Genomic DNA, 15,878 nt, shown 5'->3' on the forward strand with positions numbered 1-15,878 from the left:
CAAGGTGCTTCTGCGGCCGCGGGCTCGGGATCGTGGCCCTCGCTCTCGCGGCATCGGTCGGTCGCGGGCGCACGCAGGGCGCCGGCAGGTCGGGAGCGGCCGTCGCTGCAGTGCGATCGCCGCCTCGGTACTGCGGATGTCTGCGATCCGCGCCGCGCGCGGACCCTGGGGTCAGGTCGGGGTCAGAGGTAGTCCTCGCGCCGTGGCGAGAACTGGTCCAGCAGCGTGCTGCCGGGCTCCAGCGCGACGACGCCATGCGTCGTCAGCCGCGGCGCGACGAAGGCGTCGCCCGGCTTGAGCGTGCGTTTCACGCCGCCGACCTCGCAGGCGAAGGAGCCGCTCAGGACGAACGCGATCTGGTCATGCGCGTCGTGCGCATGCGGCGTCCCGATCGCGCCTTCGTCGAACTGCACCAGCACCGACATCAGCTCCGGCGTGTGGCCGACGATCTTGCGGCGGATGCCGTCGCCGAGCTCGGTCCAGGGCGCGTCGTCGTTCAGGAAATACGGATTCATCGGGGCGGTCTCCTCGCGATCCCGGCAAGCGCCGGTGCGGCTGGCGCCGGGAGGGTCCCGGCCGTCGTTGCGAGCAACTATAGCGAGGCCGCGAAAAATTGAAACAGCGGTTCACTACATAGAAACCATAGTTCCGGGAAAGTCCGCAGGCCCGTACGCTTCGCTCCCATCAGTCGCCGGAAGCACCCCGATGCCGGGTGTTTCCTTCCGCCGCCGCGCGAAGCCGCGCGGCACGGACACCCCCACCGCACCGAGGAAGACATGGACATCCGCCAACCCATCCACAGCGAGCATGCCCGCACGCTGGACACCGAAGGCCTGCGCCGCCAGTTCCTGGTCGAGGACCTGTTCCAGCCCGACCGCGCGACGCTGACCTACAGCCAGATCGACCGGATCATCGTCGGCGGCATCATGCCGGTGACCCAGCCGGTGACCTTCTCGGCGGACCTGGGCAAGCACACCGGCACCGACTACTTCCTGCAGCGCCGCGAGCTGGGGCTGATCAACATCGGCGGCGCGGCCCGCGTCTTCGTCGACGACACCCAGTACGAAGTCGGCCCGCGCGAGGCGCTCTACATCGGCCAGGGCGCGAAGATCGTCGAGTTCAAGAGCGTCGACGGCGCCAACCCGGCGAAGCTCTACTTCAACTGCGCGCCGGCGCACACCTCCTATCCGACGCGCAAGGTCACGCTGGCCGAGGCCTCGCCCGAGACGCTGGGCGCGCCCGAGACGAGCAACCGCCGCACCATCTACAAGTTCCTCGTGCCCGACGTGCTGCCGACCTGCCAGCTGCTGATGGGCATGACGCAGCTGGAGCCGGGCAGCCTCTGGAACACCATGCCCTGCCACCAGCACGACCGCCGCATGGAGGTCTATTTCTACTTCGACATGAAGGCCGACGCGGTGGTCTTCCACATGCTGGGCGAGCCGACGCAGACCCGCCACCTGGTCGTGCGCAACGAGCAGGCGGTGATCAGCCCGAGCTGGTCCATCCATTCCGGCGTCGGCACCCAGGCCTACACCTTCATCTGGGGCATGGTCGGCGAGAACCAGGTCTTCAAGGACATGGACCACGTGCCGATGACGACGCTGCGCTGAAGCGCCGCGCCTGGCGACCCCACCCGACCAAGGGAATGAACGAGATGATCCTGGACAACTTCCAACTCGATGGCCGCGTGGCCATCGTCTCCGGCTGCAACACCGGGCTGGGGCAGGGCATGGCGGTGGCGCTGGCGCAGGCCGGCGCGCACATCGTCGGCGTCAACGTGTCCGACCCGGTCGAGACCCGGACCGAGGTCGAGCGCCTGGGCCGGCGCTTCCTGGATCTGCGCGCCAACCTCGGCGACATCAGCTGCATCGAGGGCCTGGTGGCCGAGGCCAAGTCGCTGACCGGCCGCGTCGACATCCTGGTCAACAACGCCGGCATCATCCGGCGCGAGGATGCGATCCGCTTTAGCGAGAAGGACTGGGACGACGTCGTCGACCTCAACCTCAAGACGGTGTTCTTCTTCTCGCAGGCCGTGGCGAGGCAATACCTTGCGCAGGGCGGCGGTGGCAAGATCATCAACGTGGCGTCGATGCTGTCCTTCCAGGGCGGCGTGCGGGTGCCCTCGTACACCGCCAGCAAGAGCGGCGTGATGGGCATCACCCGGCTGATGGCCAATGAATGGGCGGCGCACGGCATCAACGTCAACGCGATCGCGCCCGGCTACATGGCCACCAACAACACCGCCGCGCTGCGCCAGGACGAGAGCCGCAACGCCGCGATCCTGGACCGCATCCCCGCGGGCCGCTGGGGCGTGCCGGACGACCTGGCCGGACCGGTGGTGTTCCTCGCCTCCAAGGCCTCGGACTACGTGAACGGGTATACCGTCGCGGTCGACGGCGGGTGGCTCGCCCGCTGACGCCATGTTCGGCGCGACGGGGTCCGCAGAGGCCCCGCGCGCCCGCCGACGGAGACACGGCACATGTATGAGAACAAGCGACTGGGCTTCCTGTTCGTCCTGCCTTTCGTGCTGGGCGTGCTGCTGTTCAAGCTCTTCCCCTTCGTGATGAGCTTCGCGCTCAGCTTCACGCAGTACGACCTGATCGACCCGCCCCAGTTCGTGGGGCTGCGCAACTACGAGGAACTCGCCACCGCGGACCCGCTGTTCCGCAAGTCGCTGGGCGTGACGCTGCTCTTCGCGCTGCTGGCGGTGCCGCTGCGCGTGGGCTTCGCGCTGTTCATCGCGCACGTGCTCAATTTCAAGCTGCGCGGCATCAACTTCTTCCGGGCGGCGTTCTACATCCCGTCCATCCTCGGCGGCTCGATCGCGGTGGCGGTGCTGTGGCGCTTCGTCTTCGCGCGCAACGGGCTGGTGAACCTGGTGCTGGTGAAGCTGGGCCTCGAGCCGATCCCGTGGCTTGCCGACGAGCATTACTCGATGTGGACCATCGTGCTGCTGTTCACGTGGCAGTTCGGCTCGGCGATGGTGATCTTCCTGGCGGCGCTGCAGAACGTGTCGATCTCGCTGTACGAGGCGGCCGAGTGCGATGGCGCCAGCAAGGCCCAGCAGTTCTGGAAGATCACCGTGCCGCTGATCACGCCGGTGATCTTCTTCAACGTGATCATGCAGATGGTCCATGCGTTCCAGGAATTCAACGGCCCGTACATGATCACCGAGGGTGGCCCGCTGCACTCGACCTACGTGCTGGCGCTCTACATCTACGACCAGAGCTTCCGCTTCTTCAACCTGGGCTACGGCGCGGCGCTGTCGTGGGTGCTGTTCGCGCTCGTCGGCGGACTGGCGGCGCTGTCCTTCTGGAGCTCGAAGTACTGGGTCTTCTATTCGGGCGAGAAGGAGTCGAAGCGATGAGCCGCCTTCCCACCCCCCAGCGCCGCAGTACGCCCCTCCAACCCCCTCTCCCACTTGCGGGAGAGGGCGGGGGTGAGGGCCGCGGTCATGGCACCGCGCCCACCCTGACCCTGGGCCGCGACCGCGGCAACCGCCCGCTGCGCTACCTGGCGCTGGCCGCGGTCGCCATCGTGATGCTCTACCCCCTGCTATGGCTGGTCGGCGCCTCCTTCAAGAGCAACGCCGAGATCTTCAGCTCCGCCGGCTTCTGGCCCGACCGCTTCGACTTCGGCGCCTACGCCAAGGGCTGGAAGACCAGCACCGAGTACACCTTCGCGACCTACTTCCTGAACAGCTTCCTGATCACGATCCCGCGCATCGTCGTGACGGTGATCTCCTGCGTGCTGGTGGCCTACGCCTTCGCGCGCTTCGAGTTCTGGGGCCGCAAGCTGCTGTTCAGCATCATGATCGCCACGATGATGCTGCCGCTGATCGTGCTGCGCCTGCCGCAGTACCTGGTGTTCCGCGAGATCGGCTGGCTGGACTCCTACCTGCCGCTGATCGTGCCCTCGGCCTTCGCCACGGACACCTTCTTCGTCTTCATGCTGGTGCAGTTCCTGCGCGGCATCCCGCGCGACATGGAAGAGGCCGCCCAGATCGACGGCTGCAATGCGCTGCAGCTGCTGTGGCACATCATCGTGCCGCTGCTCAAGCCGGCCATCATCTCGGTGATCGTCTTCCAGTTCATCTGGACGATGAACGACTTCATGGGCCCGCTGATCTACCTGGCCTCGGTGGAGAAGTACCCGGTCTCGCTGGCGCTGAAGATGAGCATCGGCGCGACCGAGGAGGTCGAGTGGGCCAACGTGATCGCGATCTCGGTGGTGGCGCTGATCCCGTCGATCGCCGTGTTCTTCGCGGCGCAGAAGCATTTCATCGAGGGCGCGACGTCCTCGGGCGTCAAAGGCTGACAAGGACATCGGCATGGCAAGACTGAGCCTCAACAAGGTCGAGAAGGTGTACCCCAACGGATTCAAGGCCGTGCACGGCGTGGACCTGGAGGTGCGCGACGGCGAGTTCATGGTCTTCGTCGGTCCCTCGGGCTGCGCGAAGTCGACGCTGCTGCGGATGATCGCGGGGCTGGAGAGCATCACCGGCGGCGAGCTGCGCATCGGCGACCGCGCCGTCAACGCGCTGGCGCCCAAGCAGCGCGGCATCGCGATGGTGTTCCAGAACTACGCGCTGTATCCCCACATGAAGGTCTACGACAACCTGGCCTTCGGCCTGAAGCTGGCGGGCACGCCCAAGGCCGAGCTCGACCAGCGCGTGCGCCATGCCGCGAAGCTGCTGGAGATGGAGCACCTGCTGGACCGCTATCCGAAGCAGCTGTCCGGCGGCCAGGCGCAGCGCGTCGCGGTGGGCCGGGCGATCGTGAAGAAGCCGGACGTCTTCCTCTTCGACGAGCCGCTGTCCAACCTCGACGCCAAGCTGCGCGCCGCGATGCGGGTGCGGCTGACCGAGCTGCACCGCACGCTGCGCGACAGCCAGCAGCCCGCCACCACGATCTACGTCACCCACGACCAGGTCGAGGCGATGACGATGGGCGAGCGCATCTGCGTCCTCAAGGAGGGCGTGATCCAGCAGGTCGACACGCCGACGGCGCTCTACGACCGGCCGGCCAACGCCTTTGTCGCCGGCTTCATCGGCTCGCCGGAGATGAACCTGCTCGAGGCGCGCCTGCAAGCCACCGACACCGGGCTGGCCGTCGAGGTCGGCGGCGCGCGGCTGCCGCTGCCCGCGGACAAGGCCGCGGGCATCGCGGCGCTGCCGCGCCTGGCGGATGCGGCGGTGACCTTCGGCCTGCGGCCGGAGCACATCGGCCTGGCGCCGCGCGTGCAGGGCGACAGCGTCGGCGTCACGGCGCGGCTGCGCTTCACCGAGCACATGGGCTCGGAGGTCTACCTGCATGCAGAGCTGGGCGCGCTGCCGATCACGGCGCGCATCCCGGCCGAGCAGGCGATCGCGTTGCAGGGCCTGGCGCGCGGCGATGCGCTGACGCTGCATCTGCAGCTGTCGGCCTGCCACCTCTTCGACGCGGGCAGTGGCGTGAACCTGATGTCCGCCGCGCTGGGGACGCGCGCATGAGCCTGCCGAGACGACAGGTGCTGGGTCTGGCGGCAGGCGGCGCCGCGGTCGCCGCCGCGGGGCTGGGCGCCGCGCTGACGGCGCCGGCGGTGCTGCGCGGGCAGGACAAGGCCACCGTGCTGCGCTTCGCCTGGTGGGGCGGCGCGGGCCGGCACGAAGCGACGCTCAAGGCGCTGGCGCTTTTCGAGCGCCGCCACGGCGTGCGGGTGAAGGCCGAATACATGGGCTTCAACGGCTACCTGGAGCGCCTGACGACGCAGATCGCCGGCGGCTCCGAGCCCGAAGTCATGCAGATCAACTGGGCCTGGCTGGCGATGTTCAGCAAGCGCGGCAACGGCTTCGCCGACCTGCACCGGCATGCGGCGCTGCTGGACCTGGCCCAGTTCGACCGGGAAGACCTCGCGTATGGCGAGGTCGCGGGCAAGCTCAACGCACTGCCGGTGTCCTTCAGCGCGCGGGTGATGCTGTGGAACCAGGCGGCCTTCGATCGTGCGGGCCTCGCGCTGCCGCGCAGCTGGGACGAGCTCTTCGCCACCGGACCGGCCTTCCGCCGCCTCCTGGGCCAGGACGCCTACCCGCTGGACGGCGAGCTGTACGACATGATGCTGCTCTCCCAGGCCTGGGTGCAGCAGCGCCACGGCACGCCCTATGTCGATCCCGCGTCGCCGCGCGTGGCGATGAACGAGGCGGCCGCGCTGGACTGGGTCCGCATCTACAAGCGGCTCGTCACCGAGCACGTCGCCACGCCGCTGCCGCTGCGCGCGAGCCTGGGCGGCGCCGAGAAGCCGACCGAGCAGCAACCCGACTGGGTGGTCGGCCGCTGGGCGGGGAACTACACCTGGGACTCGGTGATCGGGCTGCGCGCGTCGACGCTGGACAAGCAGCAGAAGCTGGTGCTCGGCGACTTCCCGACGCTGCCCGGCGCGCTGGACAGCGGCATGTTCGGCCGGCCCACGGTGATGTACGCGGTGAGCCGCCATGCCGAGAAGAACGGCCGGGCCGAGCTGGCCGCGCGGCTCGTCAACTTCCTGCTGACCGACCCCGAGGCCGCGACCCTGCTCGGCCGCACGCGCGGCCTGCCGTCGGCGCGCGGCCCCTTCGAGCAACTGAAGGCGGCCGGCACCCTGCCGCCGCTGGAGGTCGCGGCGCATGAGCAGATCAAGGCCCAGCGCGAGTCGGGCCGGCTCAAGCGCCCGGCGCCGCTGTTCGAGCATGCGCGGCTGCACAAGTTCATGCGCGAGGTCTTCGAGACCGTCGCCTATGGCAAGACCACCGAGGTCGACGCCGCGCGCCGCCTGGTCGGCGAAGGCCAGGCCCTGCTGCAACGGATCAAGTGAACCTGTCTTCCCGAGGATCAAAGCGACCATGAAAGCCACCGAACGCCAGCTGCGCTTCGTCACCCGCGAGGACCCCGATACCGGTGCGCGCGTCACCCGGCTCACGCCCACCGACGTGACCTGCCACCGCAACTACTTCTATCAGAAGTGCTTCACCAACGATGGGCAGCGGCTGATCTTCGGCGCCGAGTTCGGGCCCGGCTCGAGCTGGAACTACCACCTGCTGGACCTCGGCTCGCAGGTCGCGACGCAGCTCACCGACCAGGCGGGCGAGAACACCTTCGGCGGCTTCCTGAGCCCCGACGACCAGCACCTGTACTTCGTCCGCGCGGAGCGGCGCCTGATCCGCCTGGCGCTGCGCGACCTGAGCGAGGAGGTCGTCTACACCGTGCCCGAGGGCTGGGTGGGTTACGGCACCTGGGTCTCGAACAGCGCCTGCACGAAGATGGTCGGCATCGAGATCGCCGCGAGCGACTGGTTCCCGCTCAGCGACTGGCAGAAGTTCCACCAGATGTTCCATGCGAAGCCGCGCTGCCGGCTGATCCGCATCGACCTGGCCACCGGTGCGCGCGAGGTGATCCTCGAGCAGCAGGGCTGGCTGGGCCATCCGCAGTACCGACCCGGCGACGACCACACGGTCGCGTACTGCCACGAAGGGCCGCACGACCTGGTGGATGCGCGCATGTGGTTCGTCGACGAGGACGGCGGCAACGTCCGGTGCGGGCGGCGTCAAGACAAGGGCGAAAGCTGCACGCATGAGTTCTGGGTGCCGGACGGTTCCGCGATGATCTACGTCTCCTACCTGAAGGGGCAGCGCGATCGATGGATCTGCGCGCTCGATCCCATGACGCTTCAATCCCGGCGCCTCACGAAGATGCCACCGTGCTCGCACCTGATGAGCAACCACGACGGCACGCTGCTGATCGGCGATGGCTGCGACTCGCCGGCGGATGTCGCCGACACCGGCAGCCACCAGATCGCGACCGATCCCTTCCTGCACCTGTTCGACCTGAAGGCCGGCACCGAACGGCGCGTGGCGCGGCATGACAGCTCGTGGCGTGTCTACAAGGGCAACCGGCAGGTCACGCATCCGCATCCGTCGTTCACGCCCGACGAGCGGCAGGTGCTGTTCAGCGCCGATGCCGAGGGCGAGCCGGCGCTGTACCTGGCGGACCTGTGATGCGGGGCTGGCGCGGCGCGGTGATGGCGGGGCTGTGCGTGGCGGCGCTGCAGGCCGCGTGGGCGCAGGACCGGCCGCAACTCGGCGACGACGCGGCCGCCCAGGCCACGGCCGCGCGCTACCTCGGTGATTGGCGGCCGCAGACGCTCGATCCCGCGCGCTGGACGCCGACCTTCGTCGTCGCCGCCGACGGGAGCGGCACGCACCGCACGCTGCAGGCCGCGATCGATGCCTTGCCGGCCAAGGGGCAGGGCGGATCGGCGGCCCCGGCGCGCGCCTACGTGCTCGTCAAGCCGGGCACTTATCGCGAGCCGCTCTGCATCCAGGACAAGGCGCCGTTCACGCTGTATGGGCGTGGCGATCCCGCGGAGGTCGTGATCGTCGAGGGCCGCTACAACGCGCTGCCGAAGGCGCGCGGCGCCGTCGCGCACCGCTGCATGCCGCTGCTCGACGCGGAGACCTTCGGGACACCGGGCAGCGCCAGCGTGATGCTGTTCAGCGACGACGTGCAACTCGCGCGGCTGACCATCGCCAACGATGCGATGGACCACGTGCGCGCCGGGCAGGGCTACCCGCCCGGCGTCGGCGAGAGCGGCGGCGCGCAGGCCGTCGCGCTGATGACGCGCGGCGACCGGATCCAGCTCGAGCAGGTGCGGCTGCTCGGGCACCAGGACACCTTCTATGCCGAGCGCGCCAGTGAGGACCTCGCGAGCGAGTCGCGCGTGTTCGTGCATGCCGGCGAGATTCGCGGCGACGTCGATTTCATCTTCGGCGGCGCGACGCTGGTGATCGACGACAGCGTCATCGTGAGCCGCGCCGGGCGGCGCTCGCCGGGGCAGGGCGGCGTCGTGCTCGCGCCCAGCACGCCCGATGGCGTGCCGCGCGGCTTCCTCGTGCAAGGCACACGCTGGGTGGCGGAGCCCGGCGTGGCGCCGGGCAGCGTGCGCCTGGGCCGGGCCTGGGACCGCGGCGTGAAGGCCGGCGAATGGCGCCGGTCGCCGTCGACGCCCAACGGCCAGGCGGTGATCCGGGACAGCCAGCTCGGTCCTCATCTGACGGCCTGGGCGGCCTCGACCTCGCGCCGCCCATTCGCCGCGACCGGCGAAGCGGCCAACCGCATGGCCGAGTACCGCAATGTCGCGTCGACCGCCGCGTCGCCAGCCGCGTCCCCCGACGCGGTGCCCGCCGCGGCCTTCGACGCGATCGCGCCCGGCGATGGCTGGGCCTCGATGAACGGCGGCACGGCAGGCGGCGCGAAGGCGAAGGCCGAGGCCATCCGCGTCGTGCGCACGCGGGCCGAGCTCGATGCCGCGCTGGCGCTCGGCGACACGCCCAAGCTGATCGCGCTGGCGGCGCGCATCGACCTGGCGGCGGACGCGTCCGGCCGCCCGCTGGGCATCGAGGATTTCCGCGATCCGGCTTTCGATCTCGACGCCTTCGCGCGCCAGTACGACCCGGCCACCTGGGGTCGTCGCCCGCCCGAAGGGCCGCTCGAGGAGGCGCGCAAGCGGTCCGCGCGGCGCCAGGCGGCGCAGGTCGTCGTCAAGGTGCCGTCCAACACGACGATCGTCGGCCTCACGCCCGATGCCGGATTCGACAACGGCTCGCTGATGCTGGAGAAGGTCTCGCAGGTGATCCTGCGCAACCTGCGTTTCTCCGATGCCTACGATTTCTTCCCCGCCTGGGACCCGAACGACAACGGGCATGGCGAATGGAACTCCGAGTACGACACCGTCTCGCTGCGCGAGGCGACGCAGGTGTGGATCGACCACTGCGTCTTCGACGACGGCGCCCGGCCCGATCCGCGCGAGCCGGTGGTGCTCGGCCAGCGGATGCAGCGCCATGACGGCTTGCTGGACATCACGCGGCGCTCCGACTTCGTGACCGTGTCCTGGAACGTCTTCCGCCGCCACGACAAGACCATGCTGATCGGCGGCGGCGACGGCCATCGCGACGACCGCGGGCACCTGCGCGTCACGCTGCATCACAACCTGTGGGAGCAGGTGAAGGAGCGCGCGCCGCGGGTGCGCTACGGCCAGGTGCATGTCGCCAACAACCTCTACCTGCCGGCGCCGGCGGGGGACTATCCCTACGCCTACTCGATCGGCGCGGGCCTCGAGTCGCAGGTGCTGAGCGAGGCCAACGCCTGGGAGGCGGCGGCCGGCATCGCGCCGGGGCGGGTGGCGCGGCTGCTCAAGGGCGACCGGATCGAGGACCGCGGCTCGCGCTTCAACGGCGAGCCGGTCGACCTGGTGGGCATGCTCCGTGCCGCGAATCCGGACCGGCCGGTCGCCGGCGAGGCCGGCTGGACGCCGCCGTACCGCCTGCCCATCGAGGCCGCGACCGAGGTGCCGGCCCGGGTTCGCGCGGGCGCGGGCACCGGCCGGCTGTGGTGAAATCTTCCCTTTCCAGGAACACGTTGCGCATGGATGACGATCTGAACGATGGCAAGCAGCAGCCCGAGTCGGTGGCCGCGGTGCTCAAGGTCTTTGCCATCCTGCAGGCCCTGTCGGAACGCAGCGACACCGGCATCTCGGAGCTCTCGGTGCGGCTGGCCATGCCCAAGGCCACGGTCTACCGCTTCCTGCAGACGATGAAGACCCTGGGCTACGTGCACCAGGAGTCCGACAGCGAGCGCTACGGGCTGGCGATGAAGGTCTTCGAGATCGGCGCCAAGGCGCTGCAGTATCCGGACCTGGTCGACCTGTCCAAGCACCACATGCAGATGCTGGCCGACGCCACCGGCGAGACGGTCCACCTGGGCACGCTGATCGACAGCGAGATCATCTACGTCCACAAGGTCGACTCCCGGCACATGCTGGGCATGTACTCGCGCATCGGTCGCCGCGCGCCGCTGCACTGCACCGCGATCGGCAAGGTGCTGATGGCCTGGGAGCATCCGGAGCGCCGCGCGCGCGTGCTGGCCGGCGCGGAGTTCCAGCGCTTCCGCGACAAGACGATCACCGAGCCGGCCGCCTTCCAGGCCGAGCTGGAGCGGGTGAAGGCGCAGGGCTTCGGCGAGGACCGCGAGGAATTCGACGACCACATCCGCTGCCTGGGCGTGCCGATCTTCGACCGGCTGGGCCAGCCCATCGCCGGCATGAGCGTGAGCTTCCCCACCTTCCGCTACGACGAGGCCAAGGCGCCCGAGGTGGTGGCGATGCTGCAGGCGGCCAGCCGCGACATCTCGGCGCGGCTGGGCTGCGCGAAGTTCCCGCTCGACACCTAAACCCGGGCGGCTCAGGCACGGGACAATCGCGGCCTTCTTCGTTCCCGTCCCATTCCCTTTTCGCGCTGCATCGGCGCGACACCGCGATAACGCGGTTGTCGCGTGGACCGATGTTGTCGTACAACTGAGCCCCTGATGACTGTGCCGCTGACCCGTACCCGCCCGAAATCGCTGGCCCTCGGACTTGTCCGGGCGCTGGAGGACCGCATCCGCGCGGGCGCGCTGGCCAGCGGTGACAAGCTGCCGACCGAAGCGGCGATCATGGCCGAGTTCGAGGTCAGCCGGACGGTGGTCCGGGAAGCGATCTCCAAGCTGCAGGCGGCCGGGCTGGTCGAGACGCGGCATGGCATCGGGACCTTCGTGCTGGGGCTGGGGGAGGGCGGGCCCTTCCGCATCGGTGCCGAGCAGATGGCGACGCTGCACGATGTCGTCGCGGTGCTGGAACTGCGCATCGGCGTCGAGACCGAAGCCGCGGCGCTGGCGGCGCAGCGGCGCGGGGACGCGCACCTGGACGCGATGCGGGCGGCGGTGGGCGCCTTCGCGGAAGCGGCGCTGGCGGGCCGCGACGCGGTGGCGGCGGACTTCCAGTTCCACCTGGAGATCGCCCGCGCGACGGGCAATCCGCATTTCGAGCAACTGATGGCGACGCTGGGCGCGCCGAGCATCCCGCGGGCGCGCCTGGCCAGCCTGCAGGCCGCCGGCGACGAGGACCCGATCGCGCAGCGCGACTATCTGCTGCGCGTGAACGCGGAGCATGAAAGCATCCTCGACGCGATCGCCGCGCGCGACGCCGAGGCCGCGCGCGCGGCGATGCGCACCCACCTGGCCAACAGCCGCGAACGCCGCCGCCGCGCGGCGCTGGCGTTGCAGGAACAGCGCTGAACGCAGCGGCCGCGGCGGGCTTCAGTCGGCGACGGCTGGCGCTTCGTCGCTGGGCCTGGTTTCCTCCACCGTCAACTTCCAGCCCCTTCTTTCCCGCAATCGCTAGTTCTGCGTGTTTTCCCCGATCTCCGAGTGCAGTGCGGTGCCTTGTCACCGTCGGAACTCAACTTGTATGATGACTGACAACAAGGCCGCCACCCCCGCTTCGGACTGAGCACCGGGGCGCATCAAGAGCGGCTTCCACGGTTCCTTCCCGGAGACAAACCATGACCGTCCTGACCCGCCGCCTGGCCGTCAAGGCCGGCGCCGCCCTCGGCGCCGCCGTCCTGTCCCTGTGCACCGCCACCCTGGCCCATGCCAACGGCTTCCCCGATCACCCCGTCACCCTCGTCGTGCCCTTCCCGGCCGGCGGCTCGACCGACATGCTCGCCCGCGCCCTGGGCGCCGAGCTGCAGAAGAAGTGGGGCCAGACGGTCATCGTCGACAACCGCCCCGGCGCCACCGGCACGCTCGGCACCTCGCAGGTCAAGCGCGCGCCGGCCGACGGCTACACGCTGCTGGTGTCCTCGCTCGGTCCGTTCGTGATCGCGCCCCACCTGCTCAAGGCGGTCCAGTACGACGCGCTCAAGGACATCGACCTGCTCACCGTCGCCATGCAGGCGCCCAACGTGCTGGTCGTGCCGGCGGCCTCGCCGCTCAAGAGCGTCAAGGACGTCATCGACGCGCTGAAGAAGGACCCGGGCAAGATGACCTTCGCCTCCTCGGGCAACGGCTCCTCCGACCACCTCACCGCCGAGCTCTTCTGGCTGCAGACCGGCACCAACGGCCTGCACGTGCCTTACAAGGGCGGCTCGCCGGCCATCACCGACCTGCTCGGCGCGCAGGTCGACGCCTCCTTCCAGAACGTCAACGCCGTGCTGCCGCACATCGTCGGCGGCAAGCTGCGCGCGCTGGCCGTCACCGGCGACAAGCGCTCGGCCGTGCTGCCCAACGTGCCGACGCTGGCCGAGTCCGGCATCAAGGGCGCCGACGTCTACTCCTGGCAGGGCGTGGCCGCCCCGCGCGGCCTGCCGCCGGCGGTGCGCGCGCAGCTGCAGAAGGACCTGGTCGCGGCGCTGCACGAGCCCGCGGTGAAGCAGAAGTTCACCGACATCGGCATCGAGATCGTCGCCAACACGCCGGACCAGGCGCAGAGCTTCCAGAAGGCCGAATTCGCCCGCTGGAAGCAGGTCATCGAGACCCGCAAGATCACCGCCGATTGATCCCCGTTCCCGCGATTCCGACCAGGAGCCCCCTGTGAGCGCAAGCAGTCCCCTCGTCACGTCCGCCCGCGCGATCCCCGTCGCGGGCCACGACGGCATGCTCATGAACCTGAGCGGCGCGCACGCGCCGTTCTTCACCCGCAACCTGCTGGTCCTGGAGGACAACGCCGGCCACGTCGGCATCGCCGAGATCCCCGGCGGCGAGCCCATCCGCAAGACGCTGGAACAGGCCGGCGAACTGCTCGTCGGCCAGCCGGTGGCGAAGTGGAACGCGCTGCTGGCGCAGGTCCGCGAGAAGTTCCAGGGCCTGGACAGCGGCGGCCGCGGCCTGCAGACCTTCGACCTGCGGACCACCATCCACGTGCTGACCGCCGTGGAATGCGCGCTGCTGGACCTGCTGGGCCAGCACCTGGGCGTGCCGGTGTGCGAGCTGCTGGGCGAGGGCCGGCAGCGCGACCGCGTCGCCATGCTGGGCTACCTGTTCTTCGTCGGCGACCGCGCCAGGACCGGCATGGCCTACAAGACGCCCGACGACGAGCCGGGCAGCGACGCCCCCGCCGACGCCTGGCTGCGGGTGCGCCACCAGGTCGCGATGACGCCCGAGGCCATCGTCGAGCAGGCCGTCGCCGCGCAGGCGCGCTACGGCTTCAAGGACTTCAAGCTCAAGGGCGGCGTGCTGCGCGGCGAGGAAGAGGTCGAGGCGATCCGCGCGCTGAAGGCGCGCTTCCCCGAGGCGCGCGTCACGCTCGACCCGAACGGCGGCTGGCTGCTCAAGGACGCGGTGCGCCTGCTGCGCGACCTGGGCGGCGTGCTTGCCTATGCCGAGGACCCCTGCGGCGCCGAGGACGGCTTCTCCGGCCGCGAGGTGATGGCCGAGTTCCGCCGCGCCACCGGACTGCCCACCGCGACCAACATGGTCGCCACCGACTGGCGCCAGTTCACGCACGCGCTGAGCCTGCAGTCGGTGGACATCCCGCTGGCCGACCCGCACTTCTGGACGATGTCCGGCGCGGTCCGCGTGGCGCAGACCTGCCGCGACTTCGGCCTCACCTGGGGCTCGCATTCCAACAACCACTTCGACGTCTCGCTGGCGATGTTCACGCATGCCGCGGCGGCCGCGCCGGGACGCCTCACCGCCATCGACACCCACTGGATCTGGCAGGACGGCCAGCACCTCACGCAGCGGCCGCTGAAGATCGTCGACGGCGAGGTCGCGGTGCCGACCGCGCCGGGCCTGGGCGTGCAACTCGACATGCAGGCCGTCGAGGCCGCCCACCAGCTCTACCTGAAGCACGGGCTGGGCGCGCGCGACGACGCGGTCGCGATGCAGCACCTGATTCCCGGCTGGAAGTTCGATCCGAAGAAACCTTGCATGGTCCGCTGAGGACCACCCCCGGAGCCTCACCGTTCCCCCGCGGGGCGCGGGTGCGGCTTCCCACATGGAGAGAGACATGCACGATCAGAAGACCGCCAAGAACACGAACACCAAAAAATCCAAGACGACCGGGCAGGCCCGCGTCGCGCGCCGCGCGGTCCTCGCCGCGGCCGCCGTCGGCGCGATCGCCGGCCTCGCGCCCAGCGCCTTCGCGCAGGCCAACTGGCCCGCCAAGCCGCTGCGGATCATCGTCCCGTACACGCCGGGCGGCTCGTCGGACATCATCGCGCGCATCCTGTCGCCGCTGCTGTCCGAGCAGCTCAAGCAGACCGTCATCGTCGAGAACAAGCCCGGCGCCAGCGGCAACATGGGCGCGGACCAGACCGCCAAGGCGAACGACGGCTACACCGTCATGCTGTGCGACGTCAGCGCGCTGGCCATCAGCCCCTCGCTCTACACCAAGCTGCCCTTCGATCCGTCCAAGGACCTGCGCGGCGTGGCGATGCTGGCCTACTCGCCGCACATGCTGGTGGTGCATCCCTCGGTGCCGGCCAGCAACCTGAAGGAACTGGTCGAGCTGTCGAAGAAGTCCAAGATCGACTTCGCCGTCACCGCCATGGGAAGCGCGCCGCACCTGGCCGGCTACCAGGTCGCCAGCCTGACCGGCGCGAAGTGGGAATACATCCCGTACAAGGGCGGCTCGCAGGCCGTCACCGACACGATCGCCGGCCAGACGCAGGTGCTGATGAACGGCATGCTGGCGACGCTGCCCTTCGTGCAGCAGAACAAGCTCAAGGTCATCGGCGTGAGCAAGGCCACCCGCGTGCCGCTGCTGCCCAACGTGCCCACGCTGGCGGAGCAGGGCGCGACCGGCTTCGAGTCCGGCACCTGGCAGGGCATCCTGGCCCCGGCCGGCATGCCCAAGGCCCATGTCGACAAGCTGTCCGCCGCGCTGATCAGCATCATCCGCTCGCCCGACGTGCGCGCGCGGCTGGCCGCGCAGGGCGCCGAGGTCAACACGATGAACGCGGCCGAGATGGACACCTTCTTCAATGCCGAGCGCAAGAAGTGGGCGGGCGTCGTGGCCAAGAGCGGGCTCAAGCTCGATTGATGACGCAC

14 protein-coding genes are annotated in these 15,878 nt (G+C 69.7%); 13 read left to right on the forward strand and 1 reads right to left on the reverse strand.

The genetic code is table 11. The features are described from left to right. Positions 1–182: 182 nt before the first annotated feature. Complete coding sequence (locus tag BM393_RS03345; RefSeq protein ID WP_091721894.1) at positions 183–515, reverse strand: cupin domain-containing protein; 333 nt, start codon at positions 513–515, stop codon at positions 183–185. A gap of 261 nt (positions 516–776) precedes the next feature. On the opposite strand from BM393_RS03345, the gene kduI reads away from it, so the two are divergent. The 13 genes from kduI (at position 777) to BM393_RS03410 (ending at position 15,870) form a co-directional block, all read left to right on the forward strand. After that, positions 777–1,613, forward strand: coding sequence for a 5-dehydro-4-deoxy-D-glucuronate isomerase (gene kduI / locus BM393_RS03350; RefSeq protein WP_091721898.1), 837 nt, complete (start codon positions 777–779; stop codon positions 1,611–1,613). Between the two features lie 35 nt (positions 1,614–1,648). Beyond that, on the forward strand, positions 1,649–2,419 hold the full coding sequence (kduD, locus tag BM393_RS03355) for a 2-dehydro-3-deoxy-D-gluconate 5-dehydrogenase KduD (protein ID WP_254783191.1): 771 nt from the start codon (positions 1,649–1,651) through the stop codon (positions 2,417–2,419). 63 nt (positions 2,420–2,482) lie between these two features. Further along, positions 2,483–3,370 (forward strand): carbohydrate ABC transporter permease, encoded by an 888-nt coding sequence (locus tag BM393_RS03360; RefSeq protein ID WP_091721903.1) that lies wholly within the window; start codon positions 2,483–2,485, stop codon positions 3,368–3,370. After that, positions 3,367–4,320, forward strand: a complete 954-nt coding sequence (locus BM393_RS03365) for a carbohydrate ABC transporter permease (protein ID WP_091721907.1) — start codon at positions 3,367–3,369, stop codon at positions 4,318–4,320. Before BM393_RS03360 ends, BM393_RS03365 begins: the two co-directional genes overlap by 4 nt. A gap of 13 nt (positions 4,321–4,333) precedes the next feature. Next, entirely contained in the window at positions 4,334–5,494 is a 1,161-nt protein-coding gene (locus BM393_RS03370) for an ABC transporter ATP-binding protein (RefSeq protein WP_091721910.1), read from the forward strand. Beyond that, complete coding sequence (locus BM393_RS03375; protein WP_091721913.1) at positions 5,491–6,831, forward strand: ABC transporter substrate-binding protein; 1,341 nt, start codon at positions 5,491–5,493, stop codon at positions 6,829–6,831. The genes BM393_RS03370 and BM393_RS03375 overlap by 4 nt, the downstream gene beginning before the upstream one ends. Before the next feature lie 28 nt (positions 6,832–6,859). Beyond that, positions 6,860–8,011 (forward strand): oligogalacturonate lyase family protein, encoded by a 1,152-nt coding sequence (locus BM393_RS03380; protein WP_091721916.1) that lies wholly within the window; start codon positions 6,860–6,862, stop codon positions 8,009–8,011. Next, the gene (locus tag BM393_RS03385; protein ID WP_091721919.1) at positions 8,011–10,407 is read left to right on the forward strand and encodes a pectinesterase family protein; all 2,397 of its coding nucleotides are present in this window, start codon (positions 8,011–8,013) and stop codon (positions 10,405–10,407) included. The genes BM393_RS03380 and BM393_RS03385 overlap by 1 nt, the downstream gene beginning before the upstream one ends. A gap of 29 nt (positions 10,408–10,436) precedes the next feature. After that, positions 10,437–11,240 carry a DNA-binding transcriptional regulator KdgR gene (kdgR, locus tag BM393_RS03390; protein WP_091721923.1) on the forward strand — a complete coding sequence of 268 codons (804 nt, stop codon included), beginning with the start codon at positions 10,437–10,439 and terminating at the stop codon, positions 11,238–11,240. A 135-nt stretch (positions 11,241–11,375) separates the two neighbouring features. Beyond that, on the forward strand, positions 11,376–12,122 hold the full coding sequence (locus BM393_RS03395) for a FadR/GntR family transcriptional regulator (RefSeq protein ID WP_091721926.1): 747 nt from the start codon (positions 11,376–11,378) through the stop codon (positions 12,120–12,122). 266 nt (positions 12,123–12,388) lie between these two features. Then, a complete protein-coding gene (locus BM393_RS03400; protein ID WP_091721929.1) occupies positions 12,389–13,384 on the forward strand; it encodes a tripartite tricarboxylate transporter substrate binding protein in 996 nt (331 codons plus the stop codon). Positions 13,385–13,481: 97 nt separating this feature from the next. Continuing rightward, entirely contained in the window at positions 13,482–14,768 is a 1,287-nt protein-coding gene (locus BM393_RS03405) for an enolase C-terminal domain-like protein (protein WP_091724993.1), read from the forward strand. 67 nt (positions 14,769–14,835) lie between these two features. After that, positions 14,836–15,870, forward strand: a complete 1,035-nt coding sequence (locus BM393_RS03410; RefSeq protein WP_091721932.1) for a tripartite tricarboxylate transporter substrate binding protein — start codon at positions 14,836–14,838, stop codon at positions 15,868–15,870. Positions 15,871–15,878: the final 8 nt, after the last annotated feature.

This window comes from Mitsuaria sp. PDC51 (assembly GCF_900113225.1).
Taxonomy (GTDB): Bacteria; Pseudomonadota; Gammaproteobacteria; order Burkholderiales; family Burkholderiaceae_C; genus Roseateles.

Coding starts and splice junctions, on each gene's coding strand:
- BM393_RS03385 (WP_091721919.1), top strand. CDS start 8,011: ATGCGGGGCTGGCGCGGCGCGGTGATGGCGGGGCTGTGCGTGGCGGCG.
- BM393_RS03370 (WP_091721910.1), top strand. CDS start 4,334: ATGGCAAGACTGAGCCTCAACAAGGTCGAGAAGGTGTACCCCAACGGA.
- BM393_RS03345 (WP_091721894.1), bottom strand. CDS start 515: ATGAATCCGTATTTCCTGAACGACGACGCGCCCTGGACCGAGCTCGGC.
- BM393_RS03410 (WP_091721932.1), top strand. CDS start 14,836: ATGCACGATCAGAAGACCGCCAAGAACACGAACACCAAAAAATCCAAG.
- BM393_RS03405 (WP_091724993.1), top strand. CDS start 13,482: ATGCTCATGAACCTGAGCGGCGCGCACGCGCCGTTCTTCACCCGCAAC.
- kdgR (WP_091721923.1), top strand. CDS start 10,437: ATGGATGACGATCTGAACGATGGCAAGCAGCAGCCCGAGTCGGTGGCC.
- kduI (WP_091721898.1), top strand. CDS start 777: ATGGACATCCGCCAACCCATCCACAGCGAGCATGCCCGCACGCTGGAC.
- BM393_RS03365 (WP_091721907.1), top strand. CDS start 3,367: ATGAGCCGCCTTCCCACCCCCCAGCGCCGCAGTACGCCCCTCCAACCC.
- BM393_RS03400 (WP_091721929.1), top strand. CDS start 12,389: ATGACCGTCCTGACCCGCCGCCTGGCCGTCAAGGCCGGCGCCGCCCTC.
- BM393_RS03395 (WP_091721926.1), top strand. CDS start 11,376: ATGACTGTGCCGCTGACCCGTACCCGCCCGAAATCGCTGGCCCTCGGA.
- BM393_RS03360 (WP_091721903.1), top strand. CDS start 2,483: ATGTATGAGAACAAGCGACTGGGCTTCCTGTTCGTCCTGCCTTTCGTG.
- BM393_RS03375 (WP_091721913.1), top strand. CDS start 5,491: ATGAGCCTGCCGAGACGACAGGTGCTGGGTCTGGCGGCAGGCGGCGCC.
- kduD (WP_254783191.1), top strand. CDS start 1,649: ATGAACGAGATGATCCTGGACAACTTCCAACTCGATGGCCGCGTGGCC.
- BM393_RS03380 (WP_091721916.1), top strand. CDS start 6,860: ATGAAAGCCACCGAACGCCAGCTGCGCTTCGTCACCCGCGAGGACCCC.